The following is a 15,652-nucleotide window of genomic DNA, read 5'->3' on the forward strand; positions in this document are numbered from 1 at the left end:
ATCCCCATGCTTCGCACCACCAGCTCCACCAAGAAACGCAAGATCCTGGCACTTGCTGTCCTTCCCGCCGTCGTGCTTCCCGTGCTGGCCGGGTGCTCCGATCCTGGAGCGTCGGCAGCCCAGCCGGAGTCCGAAGCTGCTAAGAACGGGATTGTCTACAACACGTCCGTGGACCAGAACCGGATCCGGAGCGAGAAAGACACAGCCGCAGCCGCCACTGTTCCTGCGGCAATCGCCAAGGACGGAAAGCTGACCGTAGCCACCACAGCGGGTTCCATTCCGCTGTCCTTCCACGCCACGGATGACAAGACGCCGATCGGTGTTGAGGTGGACATCGCCCAGCTCGTTGCGGACAAGCTCGGGCTGGAACTGGACCTCCAGGTGACGTCCTGGGAGAACTGGCCGCTGAAGACCCAGTCCGGTGATTTCGAAGCAGTCTTCTCCAACGTGGGCATCAACGCAGCACGCGTGAAGCTGTTCGACTTCTCCACCTACCGTGCGGCGTACATGGGCTTTGAAGCGAAAAAGAGCTCCACGTACGACATCAAGGGCTCAGATGACATTTCCGGCCTGAAGATCTCCGTAGGCTCCGGCACCAACCAGGAAAAGATCCTGCTTGCGTGGAACCAGGAACTCGAAGCCAAGGGCAAGGCGCCGGCCACACTGCAGTACTACTCCTCGGACGCCGACACCATCCTGGCGCTCTCCTCCGGCCGCACCGACCTCAACATTGCCCCGTACCCGTCTGTGACGTACCGCGAAAACACCCGCGATGACCTCAAAGTGGTGGGCAAGGTCAACGCTGGCTGGCCTGCAGAAACACTGGTTGCCGCCACCACCCTGAAGGGCAATGGCCTGGCCCCGGCCATCACCGACGCCCTGAACTCCACCATCAAGGACGGCTCCTACGGCAAGGTCCTGGAACGCTGGGGCCTCTCCGAGGAAGCCATCCCGGAGTCCAAGACGGTCACTGAAGCCACCTTTGTTACGCCGGCCGGGACCACCAAATGAAGTTCCAAGTCCTGGACATCATTCCCCACCTGAAAAACCCGGTGACAGGGGAGATTGTCTCCACCGCTGACCGGCTGAACCAGGTGGTGGAAACGGCGAAGAGGGCCGAGGAACTCGGTTTTGACAGCTTCTCCGTGGGCGAGCGTCATGCCGGTGAGTTCGTCTCGTCATCCCCGACGACGGTCCTCGCCGCGATTGCCGCCGTCACCCGCCGCATCCGCCTCCAAACCGGCGTCACCGTGCTCTCCGTGCTGGATCCCGTGCGCGTGGCCGAGGACTACGCCACCATCGACCAACTGAGCCGGGGCCGCCTGGAACTGGTGATCGGCAAAGGCAACGAGGTCCTGCAGTACCCGCTTTTCGGCCTGTCCCTGGACGAGCAATGGGACCTGCTCGCAGAGAAGTACGCGCTGCTCCGGGCACTGTGGCGCAAGGAGAGCGTCACCTGGTCCGGCCGCTTCAGGCCCGCACTCACCGAGCCAACCACCACGACGCCTCGCCCCTTTGCGGGCTCACCCCGTATTTGGCACGGCTCGGCTACAACCCTGACATCCGCTGCGCTCGCAGCCAAGTGGGGTGACCCGCTGTTCACGGCCAACGCCATCCAGCCCCGTGAGAACTACAAGGTCCTGATCGACCACTACCGAGAAGAGTACGAGCGCCACGGGCACGATCCACGGCACCAGTACCTGGGCTCGGGAAGTGGCGCTGGTGGCGTGTTCATCGCGGACACCACGCAGGAAGCCATCCGTCAGTACGGTCCGGTGTACGAGGGATTGACCGCCAACCGCAACGTCCCCGGCAACAACTCGCCGTTCCGGGACATCCAGCACGCCGTAGCCGAGGGCCCGGCCCTGGTAGGCAGCCCGGAGCAGGTGATCGACAAGATTCTCAGCTACCACTCGCTGTACAACCACGATCTTCAGTCCATTTCCTTGCCCACCACGCTGCCCTTCGAACAGCAGCTGGAAATCCTGGAACGCTTCGCGGTGGAGGTCATCCCTGCCGTCCGGGCCGCGGCGCCCACCACACTCTGGGAAGCCGGGGATCCTTTCGCAGGCCGCCCGGAGTTCGCCGGCGCCACCGAGCCGGACGCAGCAGCAACCGTCACCGCCGACCATGCCTTCAACAGGAGCGACAACGCACATGTCTTTGCACACTGAAACAGCATTCGAAGCCTTTGACCAGGAATGGCAGGAGTGGCACGACTCCCACGAGCGGCACCGTGCCCACCCGCATGGCTTCCTCGCCGTGACCCACCTTCACTGGCTCAGCAGCGACGCAACCCGGCTGGAAGGCGCGCCGGGCACCTGGAGTGCGGAGGACGACGTCGTACGCGTTGTGCTGGAGCCCGGCGAAAGCCTGCAGCAGGACGGGGTGGAACTGAAAACACCCGTCGTACTGGGGCCCATTGAGGAACGCGGCGGGATCAACCTGGTCTCCGGCGACACCGTGATTGAGGTTGCCAAGCGCGGCGGCGAGTACATTGTGCGCCCGCGGAACCCGTCCAACGCCCTCCTGCAGGAGTACCAGGGGACGCCCGCCTACACACCCAACGCGGCGTTTGCCGTGGCGGGTACGTTCGTGCCCTTTGAGGCGCCGCGTCCCACCACGGTGGGTGCCGCCGTCGAGGGTATCCAGCACGTGTACGAAGCGCCGGGTGAAATCCGCTTCAAGCTCGCTGGCGAGGAATTGGCGCTGACGGCGTTCAACGGCCACGCACCGGGCTCGTTGTCCGTGCTGTTCACCGACCAGACCTCCGGCAAGACCACCTATGCAGCCAACCGCTCGCTGTCCGTGGTCCCCGCCGCCGATGGCTCAGTCCAGCTCGACTTCAACCGGGCCGTGAACCTGCCATGCGCCTACACAGACCTCGCCACCTGCCCGTTGCCGCCTGCCGAAAACCGGCTTCCGGTGGCCATTGAAGCCGGCGAAAAGATTCCCTACGAACGTCAGGACCAGAAGTGAGTACCTTCGAAGAACGCAAGGCCGGGTTCCTGGCCGTTGAACTCGACGGCGCGGGATATGAGGGCATTGCCGCCGCCGTCCTCGCAGCCGAATCAGCCGGTTTCCACGCAGCAACCTTTAAGGACACCCCGGAAGCCGGACGTGCCAACGCCCTGCAGCGCGCGGCCTTTGCCGGACCCGTCACTCGCACCATCGCCGTCGTGCCGGAAATCGACACCGTCTACACAGAGCCTTTCCACGTTTCCACGCAGCTCGCCAGCCTGGACTACGTGTCCGGCGGCCGGGCCGGCTGGATCGCTACCGCAGCGGTGTCACCTGAGGCTGCTGCCGCCGTCGGACGTTCGTTTGTTGAGGGTGACGCGCTGGCCCAGGAGGCCGCCGCGTCCATCGAGGTGGGCCGACGTTTGTGGGATTCCTGGGAGGACGACGCCGTGATCCGCGACGTCGCTACGGGGCGGTACATCGACGTGGACAAGCTGCACTACGCGGATTTCGAAACGCCCGCTGACTTTTCCGGGGCCGCCTATTCCGTGAAGGGCCCGTCCATCATTCCGAGGCCCCTGCAGGGACAGTTGCCCGTGCTCGCTGCTGCCTCATTGGTGGGCGAGGGCCTGGTTCCATCCGATGCCGTGGACGCCGTGCTGGTGTCCGCTCCCACACCGGAGCTGCTGGCCGCCGAAGTCCGCGACGCGCGGGCACGGCTTGGTTCTTCGGTGGCGATTGTTGCGGAGCTCGACGTCGTACTGGACGCCCGCGGGCAAAGCGCAGCTACGCGGCAGGTACCGTCGCCCGAGAGCGGCCTTGCGCGGTTTGTTGGCTCGGCGGCAGGCCTCACCGAACTGCTCGACTCCCTTCTGAGCGAAGCCGACGGCGTTCGACTCCACCCCGCTGTCCTTGACGTGGAGCTGGAAGAACTGTCACGCCTCGTCCTGCCTGAGCTGCGCCGCCGTGGGGCCTTGCGGCTACCGGTCCAGGACGGCACTTTCCGTGATGTCCTCGGGCTTGTACCTGCGGAGAACCGCTATTCGACCACTGCCGCGGCTCCTCTTGCCGCCGGAAAGTAGGGGAACACCATGACACGCGACATTTTCCAGCCGAGCGGCCAGATCCAGTTCGGGATCTTCTTCCAGGGCGTCAACTCCGGCACCATCTGGAAGGCACCCGAAGCGGGCTCGCAAACGGACTTCGAATCGTTCCGGCACATCGCCCAGACAGCCGAGCGCGGGAAGTTCGCAGCCTTCTTCCTGGGCGAAGGACTGCGCCTGCGCGAACACCTCGGACGCCCCCATGCACTGGACGTAGTGGGCCGGCCTGACGCCCAGACCATGCTGGCCGCACTTGCTGCAGTCACCAGGAACATCGGCTTGGTAGCCACTCAAAACACCACGTACAACGACCCCGCGGACCTGGCACACCGATTGTCCTCACTGGACCTGATCTCCGGGGGCCGCGCCGCTTGGAACATCGTCACCACTGACAACGCCTGGACGGGTGCGAACTTCCGCCGCGGTGGATACCTGGACCACGCCGACCGTTACAAGCACGCCGAAGCGTTCGTGGAAACCGCCAAGCGTATTTGGGACTCCTGGGAAACCCCCACCGGACCCGCCCGGCGGGTCCTCCACGAAGGCCAGCACTACACCGTTGACGTCACCCCCCGCCTCCCGCGCAGCGCCCAGTACCGCCCGGTGCTCTTCCAAGCCGGTGATTCCCCGGACGGCCGTGACTTCGCAGCCCGCCAAGCTGACGTGATCTTCTCCGCCCACCCCAAGTTCGATGACGCTGTGGAGTTCCGCCGCGACATCGTGGCCCGCTCCATCGCAGCCGGCCGCGGTGCCAACGCCGTGCAGATCATGCCTGCCAGCGAATTCATTCTGGCCGCCACCGAACAGGAAGCGCAGGAAAAGAAGGCCTGGGTCCGGAGCCTGCAGATCGGACCACAGCAGGCCATCGCCTACCTGGAACAGTTCTGGGGCAGGGAGCTCTCCTCCTACGATCCCGATGGTCCCCTTCCGGAGATCGACCCCGTGGTGGAGGAAACCTCGGAGACGCGCGGCAGCGGCTTCCACGGCGCCAAAGCACGCCAGCTTGCGGATCAGTGGAGGGCCGAGGCCAAAGACAAAGGCCTCTCCATCCGCCAGTTTGTCACGTCCAAAACGGCACGCATCGACTCCACGTTTACCGGCTCCTACACCGCCGTGGCGGACCACCTCGCAGAATATGCGCGGGTTGGGGCCGTGGATGGCTTCAACATTTCACCGTGGCTCATCCCCACAGGTCTGGACGACATCGTGAACCATCTGGTGCCCGAGCTCCAGGAACGCGGCGTCTACCCCACGGAATACCGGGGCACGACGCTGCGCGAGAACCTGGGGCTGGAGACTCCGGTGCGGTCCGAAGAGCCGGCGCACGTCTGATGAAGGCATTTTTTGCTGGATCATTCCCTCGCTCCGGACCGAAAACCGCTCGATTCCGAGGGCTGTTCTCGGGGCTTAGGGCAATAATCCAGCAGAATTCAGCCGCCGCGCAGGGGACAGGGCCCGACGGCGGCGGCTCGAGTGCCGCCGTCGTCGACGTTTCGCGCGGCACCGTCACCTTGCAGCTGACGGTGTGGGCGCAGCCGCTGTAGTTCTACAGCAGTTCTCTGAACACGTTCCAGCCATTGCCAACGGGCCCGTACGGGCCGTAGAGGCCTGTGGTGGCGGCACCGGTGGAATACAACACGAGGTCGCCGTTCTGGTTGACAGCTGCAAGGTTGTTGTATTTCTGGTGGGCGTAGCTGCCCATGCCCGCCACATCCTGGAATTCATTCCAGCCGCCGCCCATGAATGCTTGGGCACCCCAACCGCCTTGGCCGTTGGCTGAGTAGAGCTGGAGACCGCCGTTGATGTCCCGGCCGAAGACCTCCACGGTGCCGTCACCGTTCATGTCGCCGGCGGGAATGATCTTGTTCATGACCTGCCAACCCCAGCCCACCTTGGACGGGGCGAGCCATCCGCCGTTGCCGTCGCCGGGGTAGAGGAACAGCTCCCCGGCAGCATTTCTGGCCAGGACGTCGTTGGTGCCATCGCCCGTGAAATCCCCGGGACCCACAATGGAGTCGAAGACATTCCAGCCGGAGCCGACTTGCCGTGGTGGAAGCCAGCCGCCGTCGCCGTCACCCGGATACAGGAACAACTGGCCGGACGCGTTCCTCGCCAGGAGGTCATTGAATCCATCGCCGTCGAAATCTCCCGGAGAGAAGACGATGTTGAACATGTTCCAGCCGACGCCCACCTGCCGGGGTTCATCCCACGAGCCGAAATAGACCGGGCACGGGCCCTCGCACATGCCCTTGTAGTACGAATAGGTGCGCGGGTACAGGACGAGCCTGCCGTCATGGGTGCGCGCCAGGGGCTCAAAATTACCGCGCCCAGTCCAACCCATGGCGCGGCTGGACGCCTTGATCGGTGTGGTTTCGGCGCTGAGTTGCGTCCCGGTGGGGCAGCCCGGTTCGCCAGGAGTGAGCGGGTAAACCCTCAAAGAGATGCGGCTGCCCTGGTCTTCAGGGAGGACACGCAAAGTTTCACCCTGACGCTCCGCGGGCAGGGGTTCTCCGTCACGCAACCACTCCAAGGTGATCGCGTCCCCGGAACCATCCGGGTTTCGGCAACCCCAGTAGTCGTAGTTGTACTGCCGCCTCATCTCAGAACCGACGTACGGGACGCCGTCGATGAACGGTGTCGGCTGGGATGCCGCAGTGGCCGGACCCGCCGCAAGCAGCCCGGAGCCCAGCAGTCCCATGGCAAGTGCAGTGGTGATGGCGTGCCTCAATGAGCGCGCTTCAAAGATCCCCATTTTTCCCCCCGGAAAGTATCGCGACGTAGCCGCGTGGCCTGTGCTGAGGTTACCGCACTTCCGTCCGTGGGGTCAGGGGTAGGGGTGGCGCTCAGTGGTTGGTGGTTCAGGGCTTGGCGGGAGCCACCATGAAGACATCAACGGCGTCCTCGGATTCCAGCACGAAGCCGTGGCGCTCGTAGAGGCGACGGGCCGGGCTTCCTTGCAGCACGTCCAGGCGGAACGGACGCTCGTCTACCGAAGCCGACATCACGTGGCGAAGCACGGCACCGCCCAGCCCTTTGCCCTGATGCGCCGGGGCCACATAGAAGTGTTCAATCCAGCGGCTGTCCGGGGCGGGGCGGACAGCGATCACGCCCGCGTCCACGCCGTCCGAATGGATGATGTACGTGTGCTCGGGCTGGAAGCTGTTCAGGAAGCGCTCGCGGACCCGAACAGGATCGAAACGCTGCAACCGTTCGAGGTCCGGGCGCATCACCACGGCGCGCAGTTCGGCAATCCAGGCAGCATCGGTGGCAACGGTGGGGCGGAGGACGAAGTCGACGGACATGGGTTCAAGCCTATGCCCGGCAGGACGTCTCCCGCCCACACAAACCATAGGATGAAACGGACGGAAAGGTGCAGCCACGATGGTCACACGCGAAGAAGTAGAAGCAGCGTATTCACGGACGGCAGGGTGGGTTCGGCACACGCCGCTGGCCGAGAGCGGAGGCCAGGAGGCTTACCACCTGTGGTTCAAATGCGAGTACATGCAGCACACCGGCTCCTTCAAAGCACGCGGCGCCTTCAACAGGCTGCTCACGGCGAAGGAAAGCGGCGAGCTCAACCCTGAGGCGGGCATCGTGGTGGCTTCCGGCGGCAATGCCGGACTGGCCAATGCCTACGCCGCTGCCAAGCTTGGAGTCCCGGCAACGGTGTTCGTCCCGGAATCCGCCCCGGCAAACAAGGTACACAAGCTCTACGCAATCGGCGCCACAGTGGTCCAGGGCGGAGCGGAGTACGCGGAAGCCTATGCAGCTGCGATCCGTTTCGCCGAGGAAAAGGGCGCTGTTTACTGCCACGCATATGATCAGCCCGAGATCGTGGCCGGCGCGGGTGGCGTGGGCCTTGAGCTCTTGGATGAACTGCCCGACGTCGATACCATCCTCGTTGCCGTAGGCGGCGGCGGGTTGATGGGCGGCATCGCCGCAGCCACAGAGGGCAGGGCTCAGGTGGTGGGAGTCGAACCCGAGACTGTACCCACTTTGCACACCGCGTTGGCCCAGGGCGAGCCAGTGGATGTGGCCGTGTCCGGAATCGCTGCGGACTCCCTTGGCGCCCGGCGTATCGGCGAAATCGGCTTTGGAGTTGCCCGGCGTACCGGTGTGCGCAGCGTCCTCGTCAGCGATGAAGACATTGTGACCGCCCGCAGGGCCCTCTGGGAAAATTACAGGATTGTGGTGGAGCACGGTGCAGCAGCGGCTTACGCGGCACTGCTCTCAGGCGCCTACGCTCCACGGGCGGGCGAAACCGTTGCAGTGATCCTCTGCGGAGCCAACACCGACCCCGCCCACTTCTAACTGCACCCAACTAGACCCGCACCGCACCCAAGTAGGTCGCAGTTGAAGCCGTTTTGGACGCTCAGAACGGCCTGAACTGCGACCCAGTTGCGGCGGCGGGCACAAGAATCCCCGCCGGTTGATGTCCGGCGGGGATTCGTCGTCGGCAGGTGGCCCTGCCATAGCGGTTCCTACTTCTTGGGCAGGCCTGCCGGGTTCAGCTCGGACGCAGGAATCGCCTCCGATGAGAGGCCCCAACGGTCCAGGATCTTCGCGTAGCTTCCGTCCTTGATGAGGGTGTTCAGTGCAGCCTGGGCAGCCACCGCAAGGCCGTTGCCCTTCTGGGTGGTGAAAGCAATTTCAGCCTTCAGCGGCCAGCCGCCTTCCAACGTGCCCACTTCCTTGGTCTTGCCATCCTTGGCAGCTTTGTAGGCCGCGGATGCGTTGGGGCCGAACGTCAGGTCCGCACGGCCCGACTGAAGCGCGAGCTGGGAGGCGGAGTCGTCGTCGTAATACTGGAACTCAACCGGCTTCAAGCCGTTCTTCTTGTTCTCCTCGTCCCAGCGCACCAGGATGGCTTCCTGGTTGGTGCCCGAGCCCACGATGATGCGCTTGCCGGCAACATCCTTGGCTTCCTTGATGGTGGAGATGTCCGAGTCGGTCTTCGCGTAGAAGCCCAGGAGGTCGTTTCGGTAGGTGGCGAAGTCGAACTTCTCCTTGCGCGCCTCGGTGACGGTGACGTTGGAGAGGACGGCCTCGTACTTGCCGGACTCGACACCCAGCGGCCAGTCCGCCCAAGCTACCGGCAGCACCTCAACCTGGAGGCCCAGGCTCTCGCCAACTGCATAGGCAATGTCCACTTCGCTGCCGATCAGCGTCTTGTTGTCCGTGGCGAACGTGCTCAACGGGGGAGTGCCGCCCGTGGTCACCACGGTCAGCTTGCCGTCGGCCTTGATGGCGTCAGGAACCAGGGCGGCCGCGGCGGAGTCCACCGTCACCTTGATGCGGTCCTGCTGCGGGGTCAGGTTGAATTCTTTGGTGGACGAGCTGGATGAAGCGTTCGACGCCGGGGCAGACGCTCCCGTCGCGGCGGTCGCCCCAGGATCGGAGCAGGCAGCCAGCCCCAGTAGCGCCGTAGCGGCCAGCGCCGCGGTGGCGCCGGTCTTGAGAGCGAAGCGTGCCATGTGTTTCTCCTTGGGTTTCCCCTGATCATCGCGACAGGGAGGTCTGATGCGTACTTGTGGCTGCAACTATCCGGCAGCCTCCGGGAGCGGGTCAAAGTGTTCTGAAACGCTGGGATACAGGGGTTCACGGCAGTTAATCGGGCGTCGAACTGGGTCACAAAACTGGTCCGAAACCGTGGGAAATGAACGCGCGACGCAACTCACAGAAATAAGCCGGGTGCCGCCGTCGTTGTCGCTAGAGTGCCCGGCAATCAACCGTGCGGGCACCAAAACGTACCGAAAGGCCTTCCTGTGACTGTTCCTCTTTCCATCCTCGACCTGGCAACCATCGGGAAGGGCCAGACGGTGGCGGAAAGCCTTGCGGGCAGTGTTGCCATGGCGCAGAAAGCCGAAGAGCTGGGGTACCGCCGCGTTTGGTACGCCGAGCACCACAACATGTCCGCGATCGCCTCGTCCGCTACCAGCGTGCTGATCGCCCACGTTGCCGCGCACACCAACACCATCCGCCTCGGCGCCGGTGGTGTGATGCTGCCCAACCACTCGCCGCTGACCATCGCCGAGCAGTTCGGCACCCTGGAGACCCTGCACCCGGGACGGATCGACCTCGGCCTGGGCCGCGCCCCCGGCAGCGACCAGAACACCATGCGCGCGCTGCGCAGGGACCACACATCCTCGGACCGATTCCCCCAGGACGTTCTGGAACTGCAGGGCTACCTCACCGGTCCCACCCGCATCCAAGGTGTTGAAGCGACGCCGGGCAAGGGCACCAATGTGCCGCTGTACATCTTGGGCTCCTCGCTGTTCGGCGCCCAGCTGGCAGCCCAGTTGGGTCTTCCTTACGCTTTCGCTTCACACTTTGCCCCCGCCGCGCTTCAGGACGCGGTTGCCGTTTACCGCCGCGAATTCAAGCCCTCGGATCAGTTGTCCGAGCCGCACGTGATCGCCGGCGTGAACGTTACTGCCGCGGACTCAAACGCCGAGGCACAGGCCATCCATCTGGCTGTGAAGCGCGCCCGCGTCTCACTGTTCTTCGGCGGCGGCCGCGAGTTCACCGATGATGAAGCGGACATGGTGCTCGATTCCCCACAGGGCCAGCACATTGCCCAAATGATGAAGTTCTCCGCCGTAGGTACCAAAGATGTGGTGCGGGATTATCTCGACGAGTTTGCATCGTTCGCTGACGCCGATGAACTGATTGTGGCTCACCAGAGCATCGGCACCGAAGAGCGCCTGCGGTCCGTTGACCTCGTGGCTGAGGTTGCGGGGCTTGTGAGCGCGTAGGGCCGCTTATTGCCCCGTTCACTGCCCCCGGATGAGATGCGCCAGGAGCGCCACATGCAGTGAGGTCCGCGACTCGGCGTCCTCCAGATCCACGCCCAGTAGTTCCTCCAGTTTGGCGAGCCGGGCATAAAGCGTGGGCCTGCTTAGGTATCCGCTGCGTGCCATGGCGGCCTTATTGCCACCGGAGCCGAGGTAGAGCCCCAGCAGTTCCAGGTATTCGCCTTTGCCTTCCGCCTCGGCTTGGAGGACGGCGGACAACTCCGATTCCACGAATTGCTGAACACGGGGATCTTTGCGGAGGAGCGCCAGCAGCCCGCGAAGGCGTACGTCCGTAGCCCGGAAGTAGGGCTTGCCCGTGTTCCGGAGCGTAGCAGCGCTTTCGGCCACATGGGCCGCTTCGTCGATTCCTGCCGCGGCCTCCAAAAGCGTCCCTTTCATGCGGCCGACGCCGATGATCCAGGGAGGGGGTGCCGCCAGGTTGGCTTCAATCCCTGGCCCGGCGGCAGCCCCGGTGGCGGCCCCGGCGGCGGCCTCTGCCAAGATCTGCAGCGTCGGCTCTTCCTGCTGGCGGGCGGGGAGGGCGAGGATCATCCCGACTGAACCGGATTGGATGCTTGCCGCCAAGGCTGTACCCGCGCTGGACTTCAATCCCTGTGCCAGCCGTTCAAGGAGCTCGCGCTCGTCCTGCTGCCCGGCCAAGGGGTCACCGGGGAGAATGGGGGAACCCCAGGCTTGGAGTGCGGTCCTGAAAACGAGCGGTACGTAGTAGGACGAGCGTTTCAAGCCCAAGGAACCCGCGCGTGCCAGTGCCTCCGCTTCACTGAGTCCACGGGGCTGGCGGAGCGCGTTGAGGAGTCCGGCTTGTGCGTGGTGGCTGAGCTCGCGCTGATCCCGGTCCGCCAGTCGGTTGATCGCCAGGGTCTGGGCCGCCCGTTCCAGAACCATGATGGCCATGTCCTCATCGGCATCGAATGCCGCGGGTGGCATGGGCACCACCAACCTGCCCCACACTTGTTGACGGACTCCCACCGCCGCCTGGAGCCACTGCTCCGGTCCGGACCTCGCGGTGTGCGCGGGGAAGGGCGTGGTCCGTGATCGTCGCACCCAATCGTCCAGAAGTTCCGTGGTGGATACCCCCTGCCCGGCGTAAGCGAGAACCAGGTGCGAGAGGTCTTCCAGCACCACCGAGGCACCGATCATGGTGGCCGCTTGCTCCACCACACGCTGGGTGTCGGCGCTTTCCAAGCTCAGAACAGTGAACGCTTCGTGGACGTCCCGGGCACGTTCCACGCGTTCCAATTGTTCGGCCACGATCATCCTGTGGACGATCTCCGTGACTTGGACAAACCTCACCCGCTGTTCCACTACAATCACGGGCATTGAGGCGGTGCGGGCAGCTTTCTCCAGGGCCTCCCGGCTGCGGGGCCGCTGGCCGACGAGTTCCACGATTAGTCCGGCCGCTCCGGCTGCTTCCAAGGAGCGGATGAACGATGCCGATTCTTCGGGGGACTTCTCCAGCTCCAGCCCGGTGGTCAGCACCAGTTCTCCGCCTGACAGAAGGCCGCCGACGTCGAGTATTTCGCTGACGTGAACCCAGCGAACAGGCGTGTCCAAGCCCTTCAGGCCGCCCAGCACGGTGGGTGCGGCGGCACGCAGCACAGGGAGCTCAAGGATGGCACTGACGGTGGGCAGCATTTACACAGTGTAAGGCTCAATGAAGATTCCTTTACAGATCGGCCCTACTGTGCCGGCTCGTGGGCGGACAGACTGATTTCAGTCTTCAAACCACCCCGCACCAAGGAGAACTCTTGAACACCATTGAGCACTGGATCAACGGCAGCTACGTCCCGGCTGGAGACCGCACCGCTCCTGTCACCAACCCGGCCACGGGAAAGGTCACCGGGCAGGTTGCCTTGGCCAGCGTCCAGGAGGGCAACGCCGCCGTCGCCGCCGCCAAAGCTGCCTTCCCGGCATGGCGGGATACCTCCCTCGCCCGCCGCACCCAGGTCCTTTTCGCTTTCCGCGAGCTCCTGAACTCCCGCAAGGACGAGCTCGCCGCGATCATCACCTCCGAGCACGGCAAGGTCCTGGATGATGCTCTGGGCGAAGTGAGCCGAGGCCAGGAAGTGGTGGAGTTCGCCTGCGGTATTCCGCACCTTCTCAAGGGCAGCTACACCGAAAACGCCTCCACAAAAGTGGACATCCACTCCATCCGGCAAGCACTGGGCCCCGTGGCAATCATCAGCCCGTTCAACTTCCCGGCAATGGTCCCCATGTGGTTCTTCCCGATCGCCATCGCGGCAGGCAACACCGTGATCATCAAGCCCAGTGAGAAGGACCCCACGGCCGTCAATTGGGTGGCCGAGCTCTGGAAGGAAGCCGGCCTGCCCGATGGCGTCTTCAACGTCCTTCACGGCGACAAGGTAGCGGTGGATACACTGCTGACGCACCCGGATGTCAAAGCCGTTTCCTTCGTGGGCTCCACGCCGATCGCCAAGTACGTGTACGAGACTGCTACCGCCCACGGCAAGCGGGTCCAGGCGCTTGGCGGCGCGAAGAACCACATGATTGTCCTGCCCGACGCCGATCTTGACCTCGCTGCCGACGCCGCCATTAACGCCGGATTCGGTTCCGCTGGTGAACGCTGCATGGCTGTCTCAGCGCTCCTGGCCGTCGGCGACATCGCCGATGCTTTGGTGGATAAGATCGCTGACCGTGCCCGCTCGCTGCGCACCGGCGATGGACTGCGTGGTTGCGACATGGGCCCCTTGGTCACGTCCCAGCACAGGGACAAGGTTTCGGGATACGTCGACGCCGGTGAAGCAGCAGGTGCCACGCTCGTCGTCGACGGTCGCGGCGTTGTCCCGGACGCTGAAGGCGACGGCTTCTTCGTAGGCCCCACCCTGTTCGATAACGTCACCACGGACATGTCCATCTACCAGGAAGAGATCTTCGGACCCGTGCTCTCTGTGGTCCGGGTGGACAGTTACGACGACGCCCTGGCCACCATCAACGCCAACCCGTACGGCAACGGCACCGCAATTTTCACGAACGACGGCGGTGCGGCCCGCCGCTTCGAGAACGAGGTTGAGGTGGGAATGGTGGGAATCAACGTCCCCGTTCCGGTGCCCATGGCCTACTACTCGTTCGGCGGATGGAAGAACTCCCTGTTCGGCGACACCCACGCCCACGGTTCTGAAGGTGTCGGATTCTTCACCCGGGGCAAGGCCGTTACCACCCGCTGGCTGGATCCCAGCCACGGTGGCATCAACCTCGGTTTCCCCCAGAACTCCTAAGCGCCAGAAAAATTGTCAGTGCCAACGTCAGGACAATCAATATGACCGCCATCCTTGAACCACCACAGACGGACCGCGACGCAGCGCTCCGCGCCTACGAGCTGGACCGTAAACACGTGTTCCACTCCTGGTCCGCGCAGGACACGCTCGATCCCATGGTCATAAGCGCAGCTGATGGCTCACACGTCTGGGACGGTGAGGGCAACAAGTACCTGGACTTCTCTTCCCAGCTGGTCAACACCAACATCGGCCACCAGCACCCGGCCGTTGTAGCAGCCATCGCCGCACAGGCCGCCAAGCTGTGCACTGTTGCTCCCAGCTATGTCAACGAGGCCAGATCGGAGGCGGCGCGGTTGATCGCCGAGCGAACCCCTGGGGAGCTGGACCGGATCTTCTTTACCAACGGTGGAGCGGATGCCAACGAACACGCCGTCCGGATGGCCAGGCTCCACACGGGCCGCCACAAGGTCCTCTCCGCCTACCGCTCGTACCACGGTGGAACGCACTTGGCCGTCAATATCACCGGCGACCCCCGGCGCTGGGCCAGCGACAACGCATCCACAGGCACCATCCACTTCTTCCCGCCCTACCTCTACCGCACGGCGTTCCACTCCACCACCGAGGCAGAAGAAGCCCAGCGCGCCCTGGAGCATCTGGAGCAGCTCATCGAGTTCGAAGGCCCTTCCAGCATCGCGGCCATCATGTTGGAGAGCATCCCCGGAACGGCGGGGATCTACGTTCCTCCGGCCGGTTACATGCAGGGTGTGCGGGAACTGTGCACCAAGCACGGAATCGTCCTCGTCGCAGACGAGGTCATGGCTGGCTTCGGACGCACGGGCAAGTGGTTCGCCGTGGAGCATTTTGATGTTGTCCCGGACCTGATCACCTTCGCCAAGGGCGTGAACTCCGGCTACGTTCCCCTGGGCGGTGTAGCCATCAGCCCTGAGATTGCAGCCACCTTTGGTACGCGCGCCTACCCCGGCGGGCTGACCTACTCCGGCCACCCACTGGCCACCGCGGCCGCCGTCGCCACCATCAACGCCATGGAACGCGAAGGCATTGTGCAGCATGCGGCAAGGCTCGGCACCGAGGTGATCGGCCCGGCGCTCGCCGGATTCGCCGAACGCCACCCCTCTGTGGGTGAAGTACGGGGCCGGGGCGTTTTCTGGGCCATCGAGCTGGTCAAGGACCGCGCCACCCGCGAACCGTTGGCTCCGTACGGTTCTTCCAGCCCTGAAATGAACCAACTCGTGGCGGCATGCAAGTCGCGCGGACTCATCCCGTTCGCGAACTTCAACCGCATCCATGTGGTTCCGCCGTGCAATATCAGTGATGAGGACACCCGGGCGGGCCTGGCCATTCTGGACGAGGTCCTGGATATCGCGGATACGTTCGCGCAGTAGTTGTACCGCGACAGGTCCTGCTCCCCGAGCCGGTAGGAGGCGCTCGGGGGCGGGACCTGCCGCGGATAGATCCAGCCGCGTTTAAATCCATGGAAAAGCTTTACGCGTTTGCAATCTACTAGGTAGTCAAGCGA

At 64.2% G+C, this 15,652-nt stretch carries 13 protein-coding genes; 9 read left to right on the forward strand and 4 right to left on the reverse strand.

Annotated features, from left to right (window positions below):
* Nucleotides 1-6 precede the first annotated feature (6 nt).
* Genes ACIQH5_RS15135 through ACIQH5_RS15155 form a run of 5 tightly spaced genes read left to right on the forward strand, consistent with a single transcriptional unit; the run spans nucleotide 7 to nucleotide 5,396 of the window.
* On the forward strand, nucleotides 7-1,011 hold the full coding sequence (locus tag ACIQH5_RS15135) for an ABC transporter substrate-binding protein (protein ID WP_400404743.1): 1,005 nt from the start codon (nucleotides 7-9) through the stop codon (nucleotides 1,009-1,011).
* A complete protein-coding gene (locus ACIQH5_RS15140) occupies nucleotides 1,008-2,174 on the forward strand; it encodes an LLM class flavin-dependent oxidoreductase (RefSeq protein ID WP_400404745.1) in 1,167 nt (388 codons plus the stop codon). The genes ACIQH5_RS15135 and ACIQH5_RS15140 overlap by 4 nt, the downstream gene beginning before the upstream one ends.
* Entirely contained in the window at nucleotides 2,158-2,979 is an 822-nt protein-coding gene (locus tag ACIQH5_RS15145; protein ID WP_400404748.1) for a DUF1684 domain-containing protein, read from the forward strand. The genes ACIQH5_RS15140 and ACIQH5_RS15145 overlap by 17 nt, the downstream gene beginning before the upstream one ends.
* Nucleotides 2,976-4,043 carry an LLM class flavin-dependent oxidoreductase gene (locus ACIQH5_RS15150; protein WP_400404750.1) on the forward strand — a complete coding sequence of 356 codons (1,068 nt, stop codon included), beginning with the start codon at nucleotides 2,976-2,978 and terminating at the stop codon, nucleotides 4,041-4,043. Before ACIQH5_RS15145 ends, ACIQH5_RS15150 begins: the two co-directional genes overlap by 4 nt.
* A gap of 9 nt (nucleotides 4,044-4,052) precedes the next feature.
* Nucleotides 4,053-5,396, forward strand: a complete 1,344-nt coding sequence (locus tag ACIQH5_RS15155; protein WP_400404752.1) for an NtaA/DmoA family FMN-dependent monooxygenase — start codon at nucleotides 4,053-4,055, stop codon at nucleotides 5,394-5,396.
* A gap of 214 nt (nucleotides 5,397-5,610) precedes the next feature.
* Here the strand turns inward: ACIQH5_RS15155 and ACIQH5_RS15160 are convergent, their stop codons facing one another.
* Together ACIQH5_RS15160 and ACIQH5_RS15165 are read right to left on the reverse strand one after the other, a co-directional pair.
* Nucleotides 5,611-6,816: an FG-GAP repeat domain-containing protein gene (locus ACIQH5_RS15160; RefSeq protein WP_400404755.1), complete on the reverse strand. Its 1,206-nt coding sequence runs from the start codon at nucleotides 6,814-6,816 to the stop codon at nucleotides 5,611-5,613.
* 106 nt (nucleotides 6,817-6,922) lie between these two features.
* Nucleotides 6,923-7,366 carry a GNAT family N-acetyltransferase gene (locus ACIQH5_RS15165; RefSeq protein ID WP_400404758.1) on the reverse strand — a complete coding sequence of 148 codons (444 nt, stop codon included), beginning with the start codon at nucleotides 7,364-7,366 and terminating at the stop codon, nucleotides 6,923-6,925.
* A 79-nt stretch (nucleotides 7,367-7,445) separates the two neighbouring features.
* On the opposite strand from ACIQH5_RS15165, the gene ACIQH5_RS15170 reads away from it, so the two are divergent.
* On the forward strand, nucleotides 7,446-8,375 hold the full coding sequence (locus tag ACIQH5_RS15170; protein ID WP_400404761.1) for a threonine/serine dehydratase: 930 nt from the start codon (nucleotides 7,446-7,448) through the stop codon (nucleotides 8,373-8,375).
* Nucleotides 8,376-8,545: 170 nt separating this feature from the next.
* Here ACIQH5_RS15170 and ACIQH5_RS15175 read toward each other — a convergent pair whose 3' ends face one another.
* Nucleotides 8,546-9,538: an ABC transporter substrate-binding protein gene (locus ACIQH5_RS15175; RefSeq protein ID WP_400404765.1), complete on the reverse strand. Its 993-nt coding sequence runs from the start codon at nucleotides 9,536-9,538 to the stop codon at nucleotides 8,546-8,548.
* Between the two features lie 291 nt (nucleotides 9,539-9,829).
* Between ACIQH5_RS15175 and ACIQH5_RS15180 the strand changes: the two genes are divergently transcribed.
* Complete coding sequence (locus ACIQH5_RS15180; RefSeq protein WP_400404768.1) at nucleotides 9,830-10,819, forward strand: LLM class flavin-dependent oxidoreductase; 990 nt, start codon at nucleotides 9,830-9,832, stop codon at nucleotides 10,817-10,819.
* Between the two features lie 18 nt (nucleotides 10,820-10,837).
* Here ACIQH5_RS15180 and ACIQH5_RS15185 read toward each other — a convergent pair whose 3' ends face one another.
* On the reverse strand, nucleotides 10,838-12,514 hold the full coding sequence (locus ACIQH5_RS15185; RefSeq protein ID WP_400404771.1) for a PucR family transcriptional regulator: 1,677 nt from the start codon (nucleotides 12,512-12,514) through the stop codon (nucleotides 10,838-10,840).
* A gap of 113 nt (nucleotides 12,515-12,627) precedes the next feature.
* Between ACIQH5_RS15185 and ACIQH5_RS15190 the strand changes: the two genes are divergently transcribed.
* Both ACIQH5_RS15190 and ACIQH5_RS15195 read left to right on the forward strand, forming a co-directional pair.
* Nucleotides 12,628-14,115: a CoA-acylating methylmalonate-semialdehyde dehydrogenase gene (locus tag ACIQH5_RS15190; protein WP_400404774.1), complete on the forward strand. Its 1,488-nt coding sequence runs from the start codon at nucleotides 12,628-12,630 to the stop codon at nucleotides 14,113-14,115.
* 41 nt (nucleotides 14,116-14,156) lie between these two features.
* On the forward strand, nucleotides 14,157-15,518 hold the full coding sequence (locus ACIQH5_RS15195; RefSeq protein WP_400404776.1) for an aspartate aminotransferase family protein: 1,362 nt from the start codon (nucleotides 14,157-14,159) through the stop codon (nucleotides 15,516-15,518).
* The last annotated feature ends 134 nt before the right edge of the window (nucleotides 15,519-15,652 follow it).

Source organism: Paenarthrobacter sp. NPDC091711, assembly GCF_044756605.1.
Lineage (GTDB): Bacteria > Actinomycetota > Actinomycetes > Actinomycetales > Micrococcaceae > Arthrobacter.

Bases quoted from the DNA above. Each gene is read 5' to 3' on its own strand.
- ACIQH5_RS15145 (WP_400404748.1), top strand. From the start codon at position 2,158: ATGTCTTTGCACACTGAAACAGCATTCGAAGCCTTTGACCAGGAATGG.
- ACIQH5_RS15160 (WP_400404755.1), bottom strand. From the start codon at position 6,816: ATGGGGATCTTTGAAGCGCGCTCATTGAGGCACGCCATCACCACTGCA.
- ACIQH5_RS15170 (WP_400404761.1), top strand. From the start codon at position 7,446: ATGGTCACACGCGAAGAAGTAGAAGCAGCGTATTCACGGACGGCAGGG.
- ACIQH5_RS15165 (WP_400404758.1), bottom strand. From the start codon at position 7,366: ATGTCCGTCGACTTCGTCCTCCGCCCCACCGTTGCCACCGATGCTGCC.
- ACIQH5_RS15185 (WP_400404771.1), bottom strand. From the start codon at position 12,514: ATGCTGCCCACCGTCAGTGCCATCCTTGAGCTCCCTGTGCTGCGTGCC.
- ACIQH5_RS15195 (WP_400404776.1), top strand. From the start codon at position 14,157: ATGACCGCCATCCTTGAACCACCACAGACGGACCGCGACGCAGCGCTC.
- ACIQH5_RS15155 (WP_400404752.1), top strand. From the start codon at position 4,053: ATGACACGCGACATTTTCCAGCCGAGCGGCCAGATCCAGTTCGGGATC.
- ACIQH5_RS15140 (WP_400404745.1), top strand. From the start codon at position 1,008: ATGAAGTTCCAAGTCCTGGACATCATTCCCCACCTGAAAAACCCGGTG.
- ACIQH5_RS15175 (WP_400404765.1), bottom strand. From the start codon at position 9,538: ATGGCACGCTTCGCTCTCAAGACCGGCGCCACCGCGGCGCTGGCCGCT.
- ACIQH5_RS15135 (WP_400404743.1), top strand. From the start codon at position 7: ATGCTTCGCACCACCAGCTCCACCAAGAAACGCAAGATCCTGGCACTT.